17 protein-coding genes are annotated in these 17,390 nt (G+C 69.1%); 10 read left to right on the top strand and 7 right to left on the bottom strand.

The window, feature by feature from the left end; genetic code table 11:
- Window positions 1–4: 4 nt before the first annotated feature.
- On the bottom strand, window positions 5–499 hold the full coding sequence (locus tag QHF85_RS33750; RefSeq protein ID WP_281331515.1) for a DUF1269 domain-containing protein: 495 nt from the start codon (window positions 497–499) through the stop codon (window positions 5–7).
- Window positions 500–612: 113 nt separating this feature from the next.
- A complete protein-coding gene (locus QHF85_RS33745; RefSeq protein ID WP_281331514.1) occupies window positions 613–1,134 on the bottom strand; it encodes a DinB family protein in 522 nt (173 codons plus the stop codon).
- 87 nt (window positions 1,135–1,221) lie between these two features.
- Here QHF85_RS33745 and QHF85_RS33740 point away from each other — a divergent pair, with 87 nt between their 5' ends.
- From QHF85_RS33740 to QHF85_RS33710, 7 genes are all read left to right on the top strand, one after another.
- Window positions 1,222–3,129 carry a mucoidy inhibitor MuiA family protein gene (locus QHF85_RS33740; RefSeq protein ID WP_281331513.1) on the top strand — a complete coding sequence of 636 codons (1,908 nt, stop codon included), beginning with the start codon at window positions 1,222–1,224 and terminating at the stop codon, window positions 3,127–3,129.
- A gap of 258 nt (window positions 3,130–3,387) precedes the next feature.
- A complete protein-coding gene (locus QHF85_RS33735; protein WP_281331512.1) occupies window positions 3,388–3,945 on the top strand; it encodes a hypothetical protein in 558 nt (185 codons plus the stop codon).
- The gene (locus QHF85_RS33730; protein WP_281331511.1) at window positions 3,942–5,672 is read left to right on the top strand and encodes an OmpA family protein; all 1,731 of its coding nucleotides are present in this window, start codon (window positions 3,942–3,944) and stop codon (window positions 5,670–5,672) included. The genes QHF85_RS33735 and QHF85_RS33730 overlap by 4 nt, the downstream gene beginning before the upstream one ends.
- The gene (locus QHF85_RS33725; RefSeq protein ID WP_281331510.1) at window positions 5,669–6,172 is read left to right on the top strand and encodes a GTP-binding protein; all 504 of its coding nucleotides are present in this window, start codon (window positions 5,669–5,671) and stop codon (window positions 6,170–6,172) included. Before QHF85_RS33730 ends, QHF85_RS33725 begins: the two co-directional genes overlap by 4 nt.
- A gap of 14 nt (window positions 6,173–6,186) precedes the next feature.
- The gene (locus QHF85_RS33720; RefSeq protein ID WP_281331509.1) at window positions 6,187–7,308 is read left to right on the top strand and encodes a HAMP domain-containing sensor histidine kinase; all 1,122 of its coding nucleotides are present in this window, start codon (window positions 6,187–6,189) and stop codon (window positions 7,306–7,308) included.
- A 29-nt stretch (window positions 7,309–7,337) separates the two neighbouring features.
- A complete protein-coding gene (locus tag QHF85_RS33715; protein WP_281331508.1) occupies window positions 7,338–8,066 on the top strand; it encodes a response regulator in 729 nt (242 codons plus the stop codon).
- Window positions 8,067–8,106: 40 nt separating this feature from the next.
- Window positions 8,107–8,907: a metallophosphoesterase gene (locus QHF85_RS33710; protein ID WP_281331507.1), complete on the top strand. Its 801-nt coding sequence runs from the start codon at window positions 8,107–8,109 to the stop codon at window positions 8,905–8,907.
- A gap of 28 nt (window positions 8,908–8,935) precedes the next feature.
- Here QHF85_RS33710 and rsmG read toward each other — a convergent pair whose 3' ends face one another.
- Entirely contained in the window at window positions 8,936–9,655 is a 720-nt protein-coding gene (rsmG, locus tag QHF85_RS33705) for a 16S rRNA (guanine(527)-N(7))-methyltransferase RsmG (RefSeq protein ID WP_281331506.1), read from the bottom strand.
- A 116-nt stretch (window positions 9,656–9,771) separates the two neighbouring features.
- On the opposite strand from rsmG, the gene QHF85_RS33700 reads away from it, so the two are divergent.
- The 3 genes from QHF85_RS33700 (at window position 9,772) to QHF85_RS33690 (ending at window position 13,189) form a co-directional block, all read left to right on the top strand.
- Window positions 9,772–11,031 carry a hypothetical protein gene (locus tag QHF85_RS33700; protein ID WP_281331505.1) on the top strand — a complete coding sequence of 420 codons (1,260 nt, stop codon included), beginning with the start codon at window positions 9,772–9,774 and terminating at the stop codon, window positions 11,029–11,031.
- 165 nt (window positions 11,032–11,196) lie between these two features.
- On the top strand, window positions 11,197–12,408 hold the full coding sequence (locus tag QHF85_RS33695; RefSeq protein ID WP_281331504.1) for a PAS domain S-box protein: 1,212 nt from the start codon (window positions 11,197–11,199) through the stop codon (window positions 12,406–12,408).
- Between the two features lie 82 nt (window positions 12,409–12,490).
- Complete coding sequence (locus tag QHF85_RS33690) at window positions 12,491–13,189, top strand: hypothetical protein (protein WP_281331503.1); 699 nt, start codon at window positions 12,491–12,493, stop codon at window positions 13,187–13,189.
- Window positions 13,190–13,192: 3 nt separating this feature from the next.
- On the opposite strand, the gene QHF85_RS33685 is transcribed toward QHF85_RS33690, so the two are convergent.
- The 4 genes from QHF85_RS33685 to QHF85_RS33670 form a co-directional block, all read right to left on the bottom strand.
- Window positions 13,193–14,155, bottom strand: coding sequence for a hypothetical protein (locus QHF85_RS33685; protein WP_281331502.1), 963 nt, complete (start codon window positions 14,153–14,155; stop codon window positions 13,193–13,195).
- A gap of 66 nt (window positions 14,156–14,221) precedes the next feature.
- Window positions 14,222–15,067 carry a hypothetical protein gene (locus QHF85_RS33680; RefSeq protein WP_281331501.1) on the bottom strand — a complete coding sequence of 282 codons (846 nt, stop codon included), beginning with the start codon at window positions 15,065–15,067 and terminating at the stop codon, window positions 14,222–14,224.
- A 57-nt stretch (window positions 15,068–15,124) separates the two neighbouring features.
- Entirely contained in the window at window positions 15,125–16,090 is a 966-nt protein-coding gene (locus QHF85_RS33675) for a hypothetical protein (RefSeq protein ID WP_281331500.1), read from the bottom strand.
- Window positions 16,087–17,358 (bottom strand): radical SAM protein, encoded by a 1,272-nt coding sequence (locus tag QHF85_RS33670; protein WP_281331499.1) that lies wholly within the window; start codon window positions 17,356–17,358, stop codon window positions 16,087–16,089. The genes QHF85_RS33675 and QHF85_RS33670 overlap by 4 nt, the downstream gene beginning before the upstream one ends.
- Window positions 17,359–17,390: the final 32 nt, after the last annotated feature.

Raw genomic sequence — 17,390 nt, 5'->3', positions numbered from 1 at the left:
ACGTTCATGCGGCCTTCTGGCCCTGGAGCGCCGCTTCGAGCTTCCGCTCTGCGTCCTTGGTCAGCGAGGTCCGCAGCACGGTTCCGCCGTACTTGGAGAGCTCGGGGATGACCTTGTCGGCCGTGACCTTCCGGGTGAGCGTGAAGATCGCCGAGCTCCCTGATTTCATTTGCTCCGCGAGCCGCTTGATGAACGCATCGTCGATACCATAGTCCGATGCCTTGCCCGTGAGCGCGCCTGTCAATGCTCCGATGGCGAGCCCGAACACGGGGGCGAGGAAGATGAGGCCGACCAACATCCCCCACAATCCGCCCGAGAGCGCGCCGGCGGCCGTGAGATCCTTGCTCTGGTGGAGCCGGATCTTTCCGTCCTGACTCTTGGTCACATAGCAGGCGTCCTCGAGATCGACGAGGTTCTCGCTGCTGAGTCGGTGGATGGTCGACATGACCTCGGCCGCTCGGTTTTCCTCGGGATATGCGATGACAACCAGATCACTCATGTGGAGCTCCTTCCGGTGCCTGTGAAAAGCAACGGCCATGCCGGCGGGAGCTTCAGGTGGGGGCATTCTGGGGCAGCGGGCGGCCGGCGTTTTTCATGAGGAACGCACGTCGTTCAGCGCTGGCGCGCCGTGTACAGGAGCCTGAGCTGGCCCATCTCGGCGGCGTTCTTCATGAGCTCGATGTTTGCCCATGCAATCACGTGGCTCAGGGGTTTGTCGAACCACGCGACGTGCCGATCCAGATCGGCCTCGGTGAGACCGTCGAGCGCCTCCACCCATTGATCACGCAGGCGGGTCAGCCACGCGGCGACGCCCGCGGCGCTGCCGGGCCAATCCACGGTCTTCGCGTGCTCGATCATATCGAGCGCCTCGCCGCGCCTCGCGCCGAAGGTATGGGCATGGGCGCCCGTCCACCACCAGCCAATGTGCCACGTGATCCAGCCCATCGTGGTCGTGGGCGGCGGATCCGGCTCGGGCAGGACGAGATCGGCGACCCAGCGGCCGTCGACCGGCCTCACCGTCCACGCCCCGGGGGCGGGCTCCCACAAGCACATGTCGTCGCGGAGGGCGTCGAGGTGCAGCGCCAAGAGAGACCAGGACACGTCGAGCTGGTAGCGCAGCGTCGGTAGCAGCATCACGGCATCGTAGCCCACGCGGCTCGCCGGGTCACACGTCGGGCCGATAGATCCTCGGCCCGTCTCACCCGTATAGTAGGGCCTTCCATGACGCCGCCCCTCCCTTCGAAGTGGATCGCCCTCTCCCTCCTGTTTTCCGCCGCCCTCGGGTGCACGAGCACGCCGCCGGCCGTGGCGCCTCGCGCGGAGAACGCGCCGCCAAGCACGCCGCCCGTGTTCGCCCTCGCGGCGACCGTCGCCGATACGGCCGAGGACCCCGAAGACCGCGGCGTCGCGTCGCGAATCACCAAGGTCACGGTGTACTCCGATCGGGCGCTCGTGACGCGCGAGGCGACAGTGCCGCTGACGACCGAGCCCGTGGTCTTCCGTTTCAAGAAGCTGCCCGGCTGGGTCGACGAAGGCTCCGTGCGGGCCTCCACGAGCGCCGGCAAGATCGTGGACGTGGCCGTCGATCGGCGCTTTTTGGCGCGATCCACGGATGACGGGTTTCGCAAGGTGGAGGAAAAACACAAGGCGCTGCTCCGGAAGCTGCAAGCGCTCGACGACGAGCTCGCGATCCTGAACGCGCAGCAGCAGCACGTCGAATCGATCAAGGTGTTTTCCGTGGAGAAACTCGAGGGGGACGCCGTCACCAAGGACATCAAGGTCGACACGTATGGCCAGGTGATCGATTTCGTCTCCGGGGCGCTGCGCAAGACGAGCGCGTCGCGGCGCGAGGTGCAGGCGGCGCGCGAGCAGCTCGCCCCCGACGTGGAGGCGAGCGCTCGCAACCTCGAAGAGCTGCGCCGCCTGACGAAGCTGGAAGAGACGACCGTGCTCGTGACCGTGCAAGGCAGCGCCGCCGCGAACGCGACGTTGACGCTCACGTATGCCACGCCCGGCGCCACGTGGGAGCCGATGCACGAGGTTCGCGCCAGCGCGGCCGATGCCGACCATGTGGAGCTCACGTCGTTCGCAGTGGTCACGCAGACGACGGGCGAGGACTGGAGCCACGCCGAGCTCTCCTTCTCGACGCAATCCTCGTCCGATAGCGAGCGCATCCCCGAGCTCGAAATGCTGGCGCTCGGAAAGACCCAGGAGGTCACCCGGAGCGTCACGCGGCAGGTCACCTCGTTCAGCGCCGCGCAGAAGAAATTCGAGGAGCAGAACCGCCACTGGAACCGGATGAACCAGGCGACGTCGCAGCGCATCTCCGAGGTGGAGCAGTTCGAGCAATCCTATTCGACGAACCTCGCGCTCCTCGAGCGCGTGCAGAGCAAGACCGTGGAGATCTTCCAGGGCCTGCAGACGCGCGGCACGACGGCGCATTTCACCGCGAAGGACCCGGCGATCGTCCGCTCGGACGGCCGATCGATCCGGCTGCGCATCGGGTCGAGCCGCATCAAGGCGCAGCGCCACATCATCGCCGCCCCGGAAGAATCACTCAATGCCGCCGTGACCCTGGAGATGGCCAACAAGACGAGCCAGCCGCTCCTGCCCGGCAGCGTCGCCCGTTATCAGGATGGCGCGTTCCTCGGCATGACCGACATCGATTTCGTCGCCAAGGACGAGGACTTTTCGGTTTTCTTCAGCGTGGCCGACCAGGTCAAGCTCACGCGGGAGCTCGACAAACACCAGAGCTCGCTCCAGCGCAACGCGCGAAACCGCATGCAGCTCGCGTTCGTGAGCAAAGCGAAAAACCTCTCGGATCGCCCCGTCACCGTGGTCCTCGCCGAGCGGATCCCCGTCTCGGAGAACACCGACATTCGCGTGAGCAACGTCAAGATCTCTCCGAACGAGAAGCCCGACGCGAAGGGGATCGTTCGCTTCACGGTGACGCTCGCGCCGCGCGAGGAGCGCGAGTTCCGCGTGTCGTACCAGGTCGAATACCCGCCGTCGCTCGTGTTCGACGTGCGGCGCAAGCAGATGCAATCGCCGCCCTCGCCGAGCCCCGCCGCCCCGCGGAAGAAGATGGACTTCGAGGAGCGGATCATCGACTTCGAGCAGCAATTCTGAAGAGCCCCCCGCCGCGCGCCTCCGGGCCCGCCGCGAGCGGCAGGATGGCTCGATCGACGGGCGGTCGCCGGCCGAGCCGAGCGACCAACGGCACGGGTGCGTGCGGCGCCGCGGGGTGGCGAAGAGCGTCCAGCGCTTTATGGATCCTTCGCGGCCAAAGGAGTCGTTTTTCCTATGGATTCCAGCGCATCTGGACGACAAGGCGGCCCGGAACGCTCGCGGAGCAGCCGCGAGAGGCCGGTAGCGACGAGGGGAACCATGAACCCAAGTGCACGAGCAGAGCTCGAGAGCAGGGGGACCACGCCGGCGCCGGCGAACAGCCTCGATCAGGTGCGCGAAATCCTGTTCGGGGCCGTCGTCCGTGATTTCGAGCGAAAATTCGCGCGCATCGAGAGCCTGCTCGCGTCGCAGGGCGACGAGCTCCGCGCCGATACGAGGCGCATGCTCGACGTGCTCGAAGCCCACGTGAAGCGAGAGACCGACGCGCAGAGCGCGCAGCGGGAGTCCGACCGCACCGCGCAGATGGCCGCGCTGAACAACATCGCCCGCGAGGCGCGGGACGCCGTCGCCGAGCTCGACCAGCGCATCAAGAAGCTCGAAGACGGGCTCGTCCGGGCGCAACGCGAGTTCCGCCAGCAGATCCTCGACGAGGCCAAGGGGTTCGTCGAGCAATCGCGCTCCCTCAGGGACGAGCTCATGTCCACGCTCCAGCGTGAGCTCGCCCTGTGCACCGGCGAGCCCTCGGAGGCCGTCGGCCCCGCGAGCGGGGTCGTCGAGGCCGCACGCCCCCTGGAGCCTCGCACCGAGCAGTCATGAGCGCCCGCCTGCGAGCGCGGGCGCGGCGGCGAGACCACGACTACACCCTCGACGACCTGCGCCCGTTCCTCGTCCAGCCCGAACAGGAACGGCTGAAGTCCCTCGAACACAAGCTCGAGACCCCCGATGCCCTCGCAGAGGCCATCGGCGAGGTCCTGCCCCGGGCGGCCGTCATGAGCCAGAAGCGCGGCGAGGAGCTCTCGTCCGCGATGCAGCCGCTCATGCTGTCGAGCATCCACGAGGTCGTCCGGAAGAACCCGGAGCTCTTCGCCGACGCCATCTTCCCCTCGATCGGCCCCGCCATCCGGAGGGCGGCCCGGGCCGCCCTCGAAGCGTTCGTCCAGCGGGTCGACGACATGGTCCAGCGGACGATGACCGTGGAGAGCCTGCGCTGGCGCATCGAGGCGGCCCGCACCGGTCGGCCCTTCATCGAGGTCGTGATGCTCCACAACCTCGCTTACCGGGTGGAGCACGTGTTCCTGGTGCACCGCGAGAGCGGGCTCGTCTTGCAGCACGTCGCCGCGGAGAGCGTGGCGCCGGAGGATCCCGATCAGGTGTCGGCAATGCTCGCAGCCCTCGACGATTTCACGCGCGACGCCTTTCGCGAAGAAAAAGAGGCGGGCCTGTCACGCTTCTGCGTCGGTGGGCTGACGGGGGTCGTCGAGCACGGCCCGCGCGCCATGCTGGTCGCCATCGTCCGCGGGATCGCGTCGAAGGACGTGGAGGCGTCGCTCGCCGAGACGCTGGAGCTGATTCATCGCCAGTACGCGGCCCCCCTGGAGCGCTTCCAAGGCGAGGTGGCCGCGTTCGAGCCGACCCGCGACGCGCTCGTCGGGTGCATCCGAGAGGAGCGGATCCAGAAGCCGGCGAGCCGCCGCCGCGGCCAGCTCGTGCTCGGAGCAATCGCAGTGCTGGTCATGATCGCCGTCGGGATCACGTGGAGCCTCTGGCACGACCAGCATCGGCGCTTCGCCGCGTACGTGGAGGCGCTCGGCGAGGAGCCCGGATTGACGATCACGAGGACGGGGCACGACGGGGGACGCAGGTTCGTCGAGGGGCTCGGGGATCCACTCGCGCTCGACCCGGCCGCCCTCCTCGCGGCCCATGGGCTCGACGCCTCGGATGTGGAGCTGCGCTTCAAGCCGGTCTACTCGCTGGATCCTCCGATCACGGAGCGACGCGCCTTCCAGGTGCTAAAGCCGCCGCCTGGGGTCTCGCTAAGCCTCGTGAACGGGACGCTCCTCGCCGCGGGCGTCGCCGAGCGCGCGTGGATCGACCGGGCGCGGCTGCTCGCCACGAGCCTGCCGGGCGTCATGGCGCTCGACGACACGCGCCTCTTCGAGGCCGAGGCCATCACGTCCGCAGAGGCCGCGGCGGCCGCGCTGGAGGGCATCCAGATCTCGTTCCCGCTCGGCTCGACTCGCCCGCCCCACGCCGAGCGCGCCCGCCTCGACGCCGCGGCGCGCGCCGTGCAAGAGATCCTCGGCGCCGCCCCGCGGGGCGGCCTCTCCGCGCGGATCGAAATCGTGGGTCACGCCGACGCGACGGGCACACCCGAAAGAAACCAGCGCCTCAGCGAGGAGCGCGCTTCGATGGTGGCGGCCGAGCTCGACGAGCGCGGCGTCGCCACGTCGCAGCTCTCCGCGCGGGGCGTCGGTCACGCGGATCTGGCTGCGCGCAAGGTCACGTTCGCCGTGCGCCTTTCGCCGGCGAGCGAGGGGTCATGAGCACGCTGGAGAAGCGGAAGGTGTGCCTGCTCGGCGCCACGGGCGTCGGCAAGACGAGCCTCGTCGCGCGCTTCGTCCGCAGCATCTTCTCCGATCGGTACCAGACCACGATCGGGACGAAGATCGAGACGAAGCACCTCGTCTACGGCGAGCACGTGCTCGTCCTGGTCCTCTGGGATCTGAGCGGCGAGGACGAGTTCCAGCGCGTCCGCCTCTCGTACCTGCGCGGCGCCGCGGGCTATCTGCTCGTCGCCGATGGGACCCGCCGCGCCACGGTGGAGACCGCGATGGCCCTCCACCAAGCCGCCGCGGAGCACCTCGGCGACGTCCCTCGCGTCCTCGTGTTGAACAAGGCCGATCTGCGCGACTTCTGGGAGCTCGACGACGCCTACGAGCGGGAGCTCGCCTCGCGCTGGCCCGTCTTCGAGACCAGCGCCAAGACCGGCGCGGGCGTCGAAGAAGCCTTCCGCGCGCTCGGCAACGCGCTCCTCCAGCGCTGAAGGGCTCGCTCACCATGGAGATCTCGATCGTGAGCTCGATCCTCGCGTCCCTCGGGAAGGTCGTCCTCGAACGCCAGGTGGATGGTACGTTCTTGCAGCGAGGCGACGCGCCCGACTGGTACACGCGCATGACGCGGGGCGTCCTGCTCGCGAGCACACCCATCCGCGTGGAGGCCATGTTCCCGTTCCTCGAGGTCTTCCTGCCCGAGGCGGAGGCCGTCTGGCAGGGCGGAGGCGCGACGCGGCTCGACTCCGACGTCTGGTGCGAGACGGCCGAAGGCGGCGAGGAGCTTCCCCTCGAAGCGACCGCGCTCCTCGTCGGCACCTCTCGGCTGCTCGTGATCACCCGCTCGGACGAGCTCTTCCACGAGCGGCGCCTGGTCCTTCAGCGCGCGCGCGAGCTGCGCATCACCTACGACGCGCTCTCCCGCGAGATCGAGCAGAAGGACATCCTCGTGCACTGCATCGTCCACGACCTCGCGAGCCCGCTGCAGACGATCCTCGGCGTGCTCTCGTCCCTCGACGAGCGCGATCCGCCGGGCGAGGACGGCGTCATGATCGACCTCGCGCTCGACGCGGCGCTCCGGCAGCGCTCGATGATCCGCGAGATCCTGAGCGTGTTCGCCTCCGAGCACGAGGGCCCGGACGCCGCGCACGAGGAGACCGTGGTGTGCGATCTGCGCGCCGGGCTCACCCGCGTCGTCGCGGAGCACGAGCTCACGGCGCGCGGCCGGAACGTGCGGATCGAGCGGGACATGCCGCCGCCGGGCAGCCTCGTCGTCGCGGACGAGCCTCGGCTCGTGCGGGTGCTCGCGAACCTGCTCGACAACGCGGTCCGGCACAGCCCGGTCGGGGGCAACATCCGCGTGCGCGTGCGCGAAGAGGACACGAGCATCGAGGTGAGCGTGGAGGACGAGGGGCCCGGCGTGCCGCCTTCGCTCGCGCCGCGCCTGTTCCAGCGCTTCGGCCGGGGGATCGGGCCCGAGGCGGGCACGGGGCTCGGGCTCTACTTCTGCCGCATCACCGTCGAGCGCTGGGGCGGCACGATCGGGTACGCCGCGCTCCCCGAAGGAGGCTCCCGGTTCTGGTTCCGGCTCCGCAAAGCCCCCACCTCGACAGGGGCCATGGCGGCGTGAAGGAGTGAGGAGCTAGGAAAGGACGGGCCATGGCGAAACTCCTGATCGTGGACGACGACGACGAAACCAGGATCTGGATGGCTGCCGCGCTCGCCGACGTCGGGCACGACGTGCACACGAGCCCGAGCAGTCGCGACGCGCTCCAGGGAATCTCGACATGGAAGCCGGACCTCGCCCTCGTCGACATCCTCATGCCGGAGATGGATGGGTTTGCCTTGAACCGCGTCCTCCGGGGCCAGGGCATCCCCACGGTCTTCGTCACGGTGGTGAAGCGCGAGGCCGAGGCCATCCTCCACGGCGTCTCGGGGTACATCGAGAAGCCGGTGACGGCCGGGGAGCTCCGGGCGGTGGTGGAGCGAGTCCTCGGCGGGGCCGCGGGCGGGGCCATCCTGCTCGTCGAGGACGACGCGTTCCTGCGTCACGTGTATCGGTCGGTGCTGGAGCCACGGTTTCAGGTGCTCGAGGCCGAGAACGGCCGCGAGGCGCTCTCCATCCTCGCGTCGCACGCGGTCGCGCTGGTCATCACGGACATCCACATGCCCGTGATGAACGGGGTGGAGCTCGTCCGCGCGATCCGCAGCGACGCCCGCATCCGCGATCTGCCCGTCGTCGTGCAGAGCTGCGACACCTCCGCGGTCCGGTCTCCCATCTGGTCGGGGCTCCACGTCTCGCGCGTCATGCCAAAGGAGAATTTCATCGAGTGGCTGCTCGGACAGATCGAGGAGAAACTTCCCATTGTGACGGTGCAATCCGCTTGAGCGACGCGTCACGCGCGGGCGTGGTACGCTTCCGCTCGTCATGCGCGCGACGTGGCTCACGGACATCCACCTGAACTTTCCCCTCCCTCGCGCTCTCCACCGATTCTACGAGACCGTCAGGGCGGAGGCGCCGGACATCGTCTTCTTGACCGGTGACATCGCCGAGGCCGACTCGGTCGTGCATTTCGTCGACGAGATCGCGACGAAGACCGGCGCGAAGGTGTATTTCGTGCTGGGGAACCACGACTATTATCGATCGAGCATTCGCCACGTACGCGAGCAGGTCACAGGCATCCCCGAGCTCGCGACCTGGCTGCCCGGCGTCCATCCGGTGCGGCTCACCGACCGCGTCGTGCTGCTCGGCGTCGATGGCTGGGGTGATGCGCGCTGCGGCAACCTCGATTCGCCGATCCAGCTCTCCGACTGGCACCTGATCACCGACTTCTTCGAGGCGCGCTGGGATCCTTTCGCGCGGATCGAGCTCCTCCAGCGGCTCGGCGCCGACGAGGCCCGCGCGCTGCGTGAAAAGCTCGCCCGCGCGCCCGAGACCGAGGAGCTGTTCGTCCTGACGCACGTCCCGCCCTTCCCCCAATCCTGCTGGTACGAGGGCGCGCAATCGGGGCCGGATTGGCTCCCGTGGTTCACGTGCGTCTCGACGGGCGAGGTCCTCCGCGAGCACGCCACGAACCATCCCGGCACGCGCATCACCGTGCTCTGCGGGCACACGCACGGGCGTGGCGTGTTCGAGGCCGCGCCGAACCTCGTGGTCCGCACGGGAGGCTGGCCGCCGGACGTCGACGATTACGGCAATCCCATCGTGCAATCGACGTTCGAATTCTGAGCGTGGTCACGCCCGCGCCCCGGAGACCTCACCGCTTCGGCTTGCGCCGCGCCTCGCCCGATCCTCGCCGGAGCACGACGATCCTGCCCGTCGGCGTCGCGACCGTCTTCTCGTGGGCCGCCCCTTGCTCGGCGAGCACGCGCTTCGCCTCGGCGAGCTCCTCGTCGGCGCGCTGGCCTTTGACCAGGAGCACGAGTCCGCCCGGCTTCGCGAGCGGCGCGGTGAGCGGCACGAGCAGGTTCAATCGCGCCACGGCGCGCGCCGTCACGACGTCGAACCTCCCGCGGAGCTCGCCTGCCCCGAGCTGCTCGGCGCGCCCGGTGCGCGCTTCCACGTTCCCGAGGCCGAGCGCGGCGGCGACGGCCGAGAGAAAGACTGTTTTTTTCTGGGTCGCGTCGACCAGCGTGACCTGGAGATCGGGCCGAGCGATCGCGATCGGAATGCCTGGCAGGCCGCCGCCCGAGCCGACATCGACGAGCCGCGATCCCGCGCCGACGTCCGCGAGCAAGGGCACGAGCGTGAGCGCGTCGAGCGCGTGTTTCTCCCAGGCTTCGCTCGGATCTTTGATCGCGGTGAGGTTCATCTGCTCGTTCATCGCGAGCAGGCGCGCGAGGTAGTCGCCGAGCGTCGCGAGGACGGGCGCGTCGAGGCGAACGCCGATCTCCGCGAGGCGCGCCTCGAAGCCATCCGGAGGCGAAAGAGGCGTGCTGATCGGGAGCGGGAGGGGAGGACGGGCGGCCTGGGTCACGCCAACGGACGTAGCACGCCCCGGCGCACTCGGCACAAGCAGGCACAGCCCACGGAGGCATCGACGCGAAAAACACCGGCGCGCGCGGCGGCACGCGGGTTGCCACGTGGCTCTTCATGCGCGTCTTCCTTCATCGCCTTCTCGTCGCTTCTCAATGGGGCGCAAGCCTCCTCCTGGCCTCGGGGTGCGGGGCCGACGTCGAGGGCGGCCCCGGCGCCCCTGGCCCGGCGGCCCCGACCCAGAACCTCGAGCCCACCCCGGCGCCCGCCTGCTACGGGCCCGTGCACGAGCCCTCGCCCGAAATTGAAATCGGCTATTACGGCCAGTGCTGCGACATCACGCTCTGCACCGCGCCCCTGAATGGCGTGTGTCCGGGCACGGACGAGGTCGTCCTCACGGGCCGGCCGCCGGGCTCCGGGGAATGCGAATGCGAGCCGCTCCGCGGGCCGTATGCCAATGAAAATCCCGCCGCCCCGGAAGCGTGCTGTTATCTCGTCGGCTCGATCGGCTGCACCGGTCGGCCCCTCCTCGTGCAGGGGAAACCCCGGCTCGCCGACGTGCGCGAAGGGCCGAGCGCCTGGTCGAGCGCGCTCGACGCGCCCGCCGATCGCGCGACGGCCCTGCGCAATTTCAATGCGGCCCTGCACGAGCTCGATACGGCCGCGCTCCCGGCCGAGGTGCGCGCCCTCCTCGCGCGGCGCTGGGCCGAGCAAGGCCGGAACGAGCACGCCTCCGTGGCCTCGTTCGCCCGCTTCTCGATGGCGCTGATGGCGCTCGGCGCGCCGCCCGCGCTCGTCGAGGCGGCCCATCATGCGGCGCTCGACGAGGTGCGGCACGCGCGCCTCGCCATGTCGCTCGCGTCGGCGTATGGAGGCGCGCCGCTCGGCTTCGGGCCGCTCGCCGTGGACGGGGCCTTCGAGGATCTCGGCTCGCTCACGGCGGCCACGCTCGCCACGGTCGTCGAGGGGTGCGTGGGCGAGACGCTCGCGGCCATCGAGGCGGCCGCGTCGGCCGCGGAGGCGGGGCCACGCGCGGTGCGCCTCGCATTGCTGGAGATCGCCGAGGACGAAATGCGCCACGCCGAGCTCGGCTGGGCCTTCGTGCGCTGGGCGATCGGCACGGGCGGCGCGGCGCTCGCGGCCGAGGTCGCGGCGACGCTCGAAAAGGCGCTCCGGATGGCGTGCGCGGACGCGAGTGTCCCGGGGGAGGAGCCGCCCCGGGAGCACGGCTTCCTGCCCGCGGAAGAGGTCCTCTCGCTGCGGCGGCAGGCGGCGGCGCAGGTCCTGCGCCCGGCGGGCGACGCGCTCGTCGAGCAGGGTCGTGCCCATGGCGCGGCGCGATCGCATCGCCATTCGACGCAACCCTTCGTTTCGTGAGGGCGACCCGGCTCACTCCGCCAAACCCTCCGCGACCGCCACCCGAGGGCACGCCTACCGTCATCGCAATGACACCCGCGGCGTATCCCGATAATCCCGTCATCGAGCGCACTCCCCGACATGACAACGCTTTTCGGGCGGCTGCACTTTTGATACATCCGCCGAATGGGGATCGAGGAACGTACTGCGCCGGCTTATTTCGAGGACCCGAAGATGCTGCGAGCGCTCGCGCGCGAAACGCCCACGTGCATCGTGGGCCTCGACGCGAACGGGACCATCGTGGCCTGGAACCCGGGCGCCGAGCGGATGTTCGGCTACAGCGAGGCCGAGATCGTCGGAAAGACGATGCTCGACCTCCTCGGCCCCGACGCAGACGTCGACCGGGGCGCGCTCCTCGCCCAGCTCGACACGCAGAGCCCGCCGTCGTTCACGGCCCCGTGTATCGGGAAGGACGGCGCGCGCATCCATTGCGAATGGGTTCTCCGCGCCCTGCGCGACGAAAACGGAGAAATCATCGGCCGCGCCGCTTTCGTTCGTGACACGACCGAGGCGACCACGACACGCGACACGCTCGCCGCCGAGCGTGGCTTTCTCCGGCGCATGCTCGACAATACCCCGCTCGTGCTCTGGTCCACAGACGAAAAAGGCATCTTCACGCTGTCCGACGGCGCCGGGCTGCGCGCGCTCGGCTATGCGCCCGGCGAGGTCGTCGGCGTGAGCGCATTCGATATCTACCGCGACGTCCCCGAAATCGTCACCGCGATCCGCGGCGCCCTCGCCGGCATCCCCTCGGTCACCCTCGCCGAGGCGGGCGGCGCGTCCTGGGAATGCCGATACATCCCGATCACGGGCGAGGATGGCGACACGGTCACGGGCGTGCTCGGCGTCGCGATGGACGTCACCGAGCGTATCGAGGCCGAACGCACGCTCCGCCAGCAGCTCGACCTCATCGCGCAGCAAGAGGGCGCGATCCGCACGCTCTCCACGCCGATCGTGCGCGTCTGGGAGGGCGTGCTCGCGCTGCCGCTCGTCGGGGCGATCGACGCGGGGCGCGCCGAGCGGATCCTCGCCACCTTGCTCGACGCGGTCGTGGCGGACCAGGCGCATTACGTGATCCTCGACATGACGGGCATCGACGGGGTCGACACGACGACCGCCGATCACCTCTTCAAGGTGCTGCGCGCGCTCGGGCTGCTCGGCGCGACTGCGCTCGTGACGGGCGTCAATCCCGGCGTGGCCACGGCGCTCGTGGGGCTCGGCGTCGATCTCGGGAGCGTCGTGACGCTCGGGAACCTGGAGGAGGCCATCCGGTACGTCATGAAGCGCCGCGCCGCGAGGCCGCGCCGCGCCCCTGCACCTTCCGACAAACGGGTTTGACGCCCACACGTCTCGGTCGTTTTTCGTTCCAGACGCCCGTTTTCGTCCTCTACACTCGACGCGGTAAGCAAGGAGCTTCTGCATGTCGATGAAGATGGCCTATCGGGTTTTTCTGGGTCTTTGTGCGCTCGGCGGCGTCGCGTGCTCGAACGCGGATTCGCAAGGGAACGGCGGTGAAGGCGGGGCAGGCGGCGACGGGAGCGGCGGCGCGGCCGGACAAGGAGGCACGCCGAGCAGCAGCTCGTCAAGCGCGAGCGGCGGCCCGGGCGGCGGCGGCCCGGGCGGCGGCGGCCAGGGCGGCGGCGGCCAGGGCGGCGGCGGGGCCGATCCCTACGAGGCGGCCCGGCAGGCGTGCGTCGACACGATCAACGCGCACCGCGCCGCGAAGGGGCTGCCGCCGTATGCGCGCTGGAAGGAGGCCGAGCCCTGCGTGGACCAGCAGGCGACGTGGGATCAGCAAAACAACAAGGCCCACGGCTCCTGGGGCATGGGCCTTTACCCGACCTGCAATGGCAGCGGCCAGAACGAGTGCCTGGGCCACGGGGCCGAAAACGTCGCGGGGTGCCTCGATCAGATGTGGGCCGAGCGAGACCAGGCCGGCTGCTCCGGCTGCGACGCCTGCAACGAGGGGTACAACCCGAACTGCCCGAATTGCGATTTCTACGGGCAATCCTCGGGCGACGTCTGCGGGCATTACGTGAACATGAGCGCGAAGTACTTCTCGAAGGTCGCCTGCGGCTTCAGCCCCGTCGGCGGGTGGATCGCGATCAATTTCCAGTAACGCTCACTTCGGCGTCTCGACCGGCGCGCAGGTGGAGACGCCCGCGCCGACGATGTTCGTGCCGAGGCCCGTCTTCACGACGGTCGTCGTGCCGGTCGAGGGTCGATATTGCTGGATCTGCGAGTCGCCCGTGGGGCTCGTGAACAGCCAGAAATCGCCGCCCCAGAACGCGAACGCCCAGCCGCTCCCGATCGACACCGAGGGTTGCGGGGCCTGGCTCAGGATGTTTCCGGAGGCCTTGTCGATCTCCGCGATGATGATCGGGGTGTAATTGAAGAAGCCAAAGAGACGCGCGTCGCCCGTGCCCGTGAGCTCGGCCGCGCCGGAGAGCTGGTCCCACGGGCCGACGAACGACAGCTCGAGCGTCTGCGTGTTGATCCGCGCGAGGCCCTTGCCGTTGTAGTCGGCGACGTAGAGCGTCTCGGCCGAGCTGCCCTTCGAATCGGAGACGAACCCCATTCCGAACGTGGAAAACCCCTGCTGTCCCGGGGCGAACGTCGTCGCCGCGCAGGCCGCGGTCTTCACGTCGACGTGGTAAATGCGGCCGTCGCTGAAGAGGATCCACGCGGTCCCTTTGCGATCGACGGCCATCGAGAACGGCGTGCCGAGGCCGCCGGTGGGGCAGTCGATCACGCCGATGAGCTTCACTTCGAGCGTGGGGGGGTTGAAGCTGTAGAGCTCGTTGTCCTGACCGATGATGTAGACGAGCTTCGCCTCCTCGGCGCACGTGTCGTCGCCGGAGCCACCTCCTGCGCCCATGATTCCGCCGTCGCCGAAAAGATCTCCGCCCTCGCCGCCCGATCCGGCGCTCCCGCCGGCCCCGGCGCTCCCGCCGTGCCCTCCGCTCGATTCGCCGCCCTCGCCGCCGCTCCCCGAAGGACGCGTGCCCGTGGGCGTGACCCCGCAGGCAGAGAAGACGACCACCGCGGGGACCAAGAATTGCAACGAGCGGTGAAGTAAATTCATGGGAAACCTCCGCCCCCGAGGATAGGAGGGAACCCGAGCCACGTCACGCGCGCTTTTACACGAGGCTCAACGAAGGTCGATGATGAAGTCGGCGATGAGTCCGGCGACGAACGAGCGCGTGTCCAGACCGGTCGCGGGCGAATAGAAACGCGTCCAGGTCACGTACGGGGTTAGCGCCAGAAAGTCGAGCTCCGGGCCCGCGCTGTATCCGCCGGTAAAACCGAAAGGAACGGAGAGTGTTCCCCGGGGATCGCGGAGGTCCGAGACGAAGAGCACGCTCGCCCCGCCGAAATGAAAACGATCGGTGATCTGGACGTAAACGTTCAACGGGACGCGAACGCCGAAATGCGAATCCGGCGTGGGATACCAGGGGACATGGAGTCCGGTATCGACACGGAAGCGCTTGTTCGGGCGGAGGATGGTGGGCAGTCCCGGCTGAACGTAGTTGACGAACGGGTGCGCGGGGTTCGGGTCGAACACGGCCAGGAAGGAGGCGCCGAGGTCGACGGGCCGGGTTTTCAGGAAACGGCCGGTGAACGTGACGCGATTCGTGCCCGGCGGCGGCTTTTGACCGATGTAATAGGGGCCGATCTGGATATCGACGTGCATCTCGGGGGCGATGCCCCAGAGGGTGCCGAAGCTCGTCCCCAGGCGGTAGAAATCTTCCCCGATGGGGTGCTCGACGAACGGGCTCAGGTAGGGATCGAGCAGCCCCGGGCTCAGGATGAGCCCGCGCTCCACCATCGGCGTGGGACCGCTCGGTTTGCTGCGATCGACCCTGGCCGTGCCTGCACGCGCCGAGACGGGCGGCGGCGTGGCGGCCGAGGCCCGAGCGCTCGACGAGAGGACGAGCACGAGCGCTGCGAATGCTGGCCATGAGAGGTACGAGCCCACGAGGTCTGGGATCGTCATGGAGCCTCGACCCCTCGGACGTCAGCCCCGGGCGTCCGAAGACCGGCCGGCCGGATCTCAGCCGGCAGCTCGGCGTTCGAGGCTCGAGAGCACGCTCTGGCCCTCGGGTCCGCCGAAGACCGTCGCGGGGACGCCGAGAATGCCCCATTCGAGCAATTGCTCGAACGACCTCGACGAGGTCGCGAAGTAGCCGATACACGGGGAGGCTCCGAGCTCGGGCCTCGCGCTCGTCAGCTCGTCGAGCCACCGCGCGCGCTCGCGCAGCGCGGCCGCGACCTCCCGGGGACGCGCGGCATGCTCGGTGAGCGCCGCATACCCGATGCGGAGCCGCTGCTCGTCCTTGGGCAGCTCCGCGAACGCGTCCCGCGTCTCCTTCCGAAATCGCTCGGGCACCACGCAAATCCCCGCGTGATCCGGGACGAGCCATCCTTTCGACAGCGACGTGAGGAGAAGGGCGCTCTCGTCGTCGAGCAAGGACCGGGCCTCCTCCGTCGGCGGCGTCGCATACACCGAATCGAGGATCAGCATGCGCCGCTCGTCCACGCGCGCCCAGCGCCGAAGCTCGTCCGCTTCGCGCGGCGTGAGCGTCGACCCCCACGGTTTCAGGGGCTCGCAAATCAAGAGCGCGTCGAGCGCGTCGAGCGCGGGGAGGCCGACGCGCGCCTCCCACGGGACCATCGTCGCTCCCGCCTCCGCCGCGAGGCGCAAATAGACGGGATAGACATCGGCCGGCACGCCGACACGCGCGCCCCGCTTCGCGAGGAGCCCGAAGAGCGCGCGGAGGGAACGGCGGACGCCGTGGCTGACCTGCGTGCGCGGCTTCAGCGCTTGCGGGAGCCCGAGGTGCGCGAGGAATCGCTCCGCGAGGTGACAACGATACGGCGCTTCCGGGTGGGTCGAGGGCAAAATGGCGGGGAACGCACGCCCGAGGCTCCGGTAGACGTCGAGTTCCGCGAGATCGACGAGCGAAGGACGCGCGGCCCGGAGCTCGGCGCGGCGCGCGAGGAAGGTTTCGTGGTTCATAACGTGGAGCTCGGATCTTCCAGCGAGGCGAGGCAGGTTCCATCGGCCATCACATTCCACGAGCGAACGAGGCCGTGCGTCCGCTCCCATCCGACCGAAGGCTCCGTGTACGCGGCCACGCGGAGCGCGCGGCCTCCGATTTCACCTTCGAACACGGGGCTCCCCCACGGCAACTCCGCGCGCTTCTCGAAGCCGAGCTCGACGAGCGTGCGGAGCACGAGCGAGAGAGGCACCTGGTTTGTCTCGCAGTACTGGTTCGCCACGCTGGGCGCCCACGGGTTCTCCGAGAGGCTCGAAACGTAGAGCTCCTTGAAGCAAACCTCCTGAAACCCATCGGCGACGCTCCGTTCGAGGTACATGCGCACCTTCGCCGCGTCGTCGACGCCGCCCCGCTGAAGCACGCAAATGGCCCGCGTGCGGAGCCCCGGCGCACGTCCGAGCGCGCCGGCGTCGACCTCGATCCCCATGATCCGCGCATCGTCCTCGCGCGTCACGCCATGCCGGCTCACCGCGAGCGTGGTGAGCCCGGCTTCCCGGAGAGCTTCGAGCTCTGCGAAATCGAGACGTGCGCCGTTCGTGATGAGCAGGGTTGTCGGGAACAACCCGGCGAGGCCACGCACGAGCGCGCGGAGCTTTTCGGGTTCGAGCAGCGTCGGCTCGCCGCCGCCGGTGATGACGGCGCGCTCGGCGCCCCGCTCCTTTGCGAGCTTCGCCCAGGCGAGGTACTGCGGGAGCGTGCCGCTCCGCTGGCGCGCGAGATCGGACACGCTGGCCTTCGAAAAGCAGAATGCACAACGCGCCTGGCAGGCCTTCGCGACGGGCAGCACCGACACGCTCCGCGGCCGACACTTCGCCCATTCGACGAGCCCGTCGTCGTCGAGGCGAAAGGCCTCCGCAGTGATTTCCTCGTGCCGCGTCGGCACGAGCGAATCTTTTTCGTCGACCCACGCCACGCCGCTCAAGGGGATCTCGCTCGCCGGCCAGCGCCAGCCGATGTTCGTGCCGGTCACGTCGTTCGGGCGCATCCCCTCGGGCCCGACCGGGAGCCGCGCGCGCAGCGCCACCACACGATCCTTCGGCCGACCGAGCTTCGCCACGAGCCGCCGCGCCTTCTCGAGCCCCGGCGCCCACCGCTCGTCCTCCTTGAGCATGTAGAACGCGTCGGGAAACCTGGATTCGCCGATCAGCGCCTTCGAATACCGCATCCCATAGCGGTCGAAGCCCCGCAGCCAGTTCGAGAGCGGAATGAAGGCGACAAAGGAATCCATACCCACCATGGTTCTCGACGCGGAGGCGCGCG

The sequence above is a fragment of the Polyangium sp. 6x1 genome, assembly GCF_029946515.1.
GTDB lineage: Bacteria > Myxococcota_A > Polyangia > Polyangiales > Polyangiaceae > Polyangium.
This window is presented reverse-complemented; position numbering and strand designations above follow the sequence as displayed.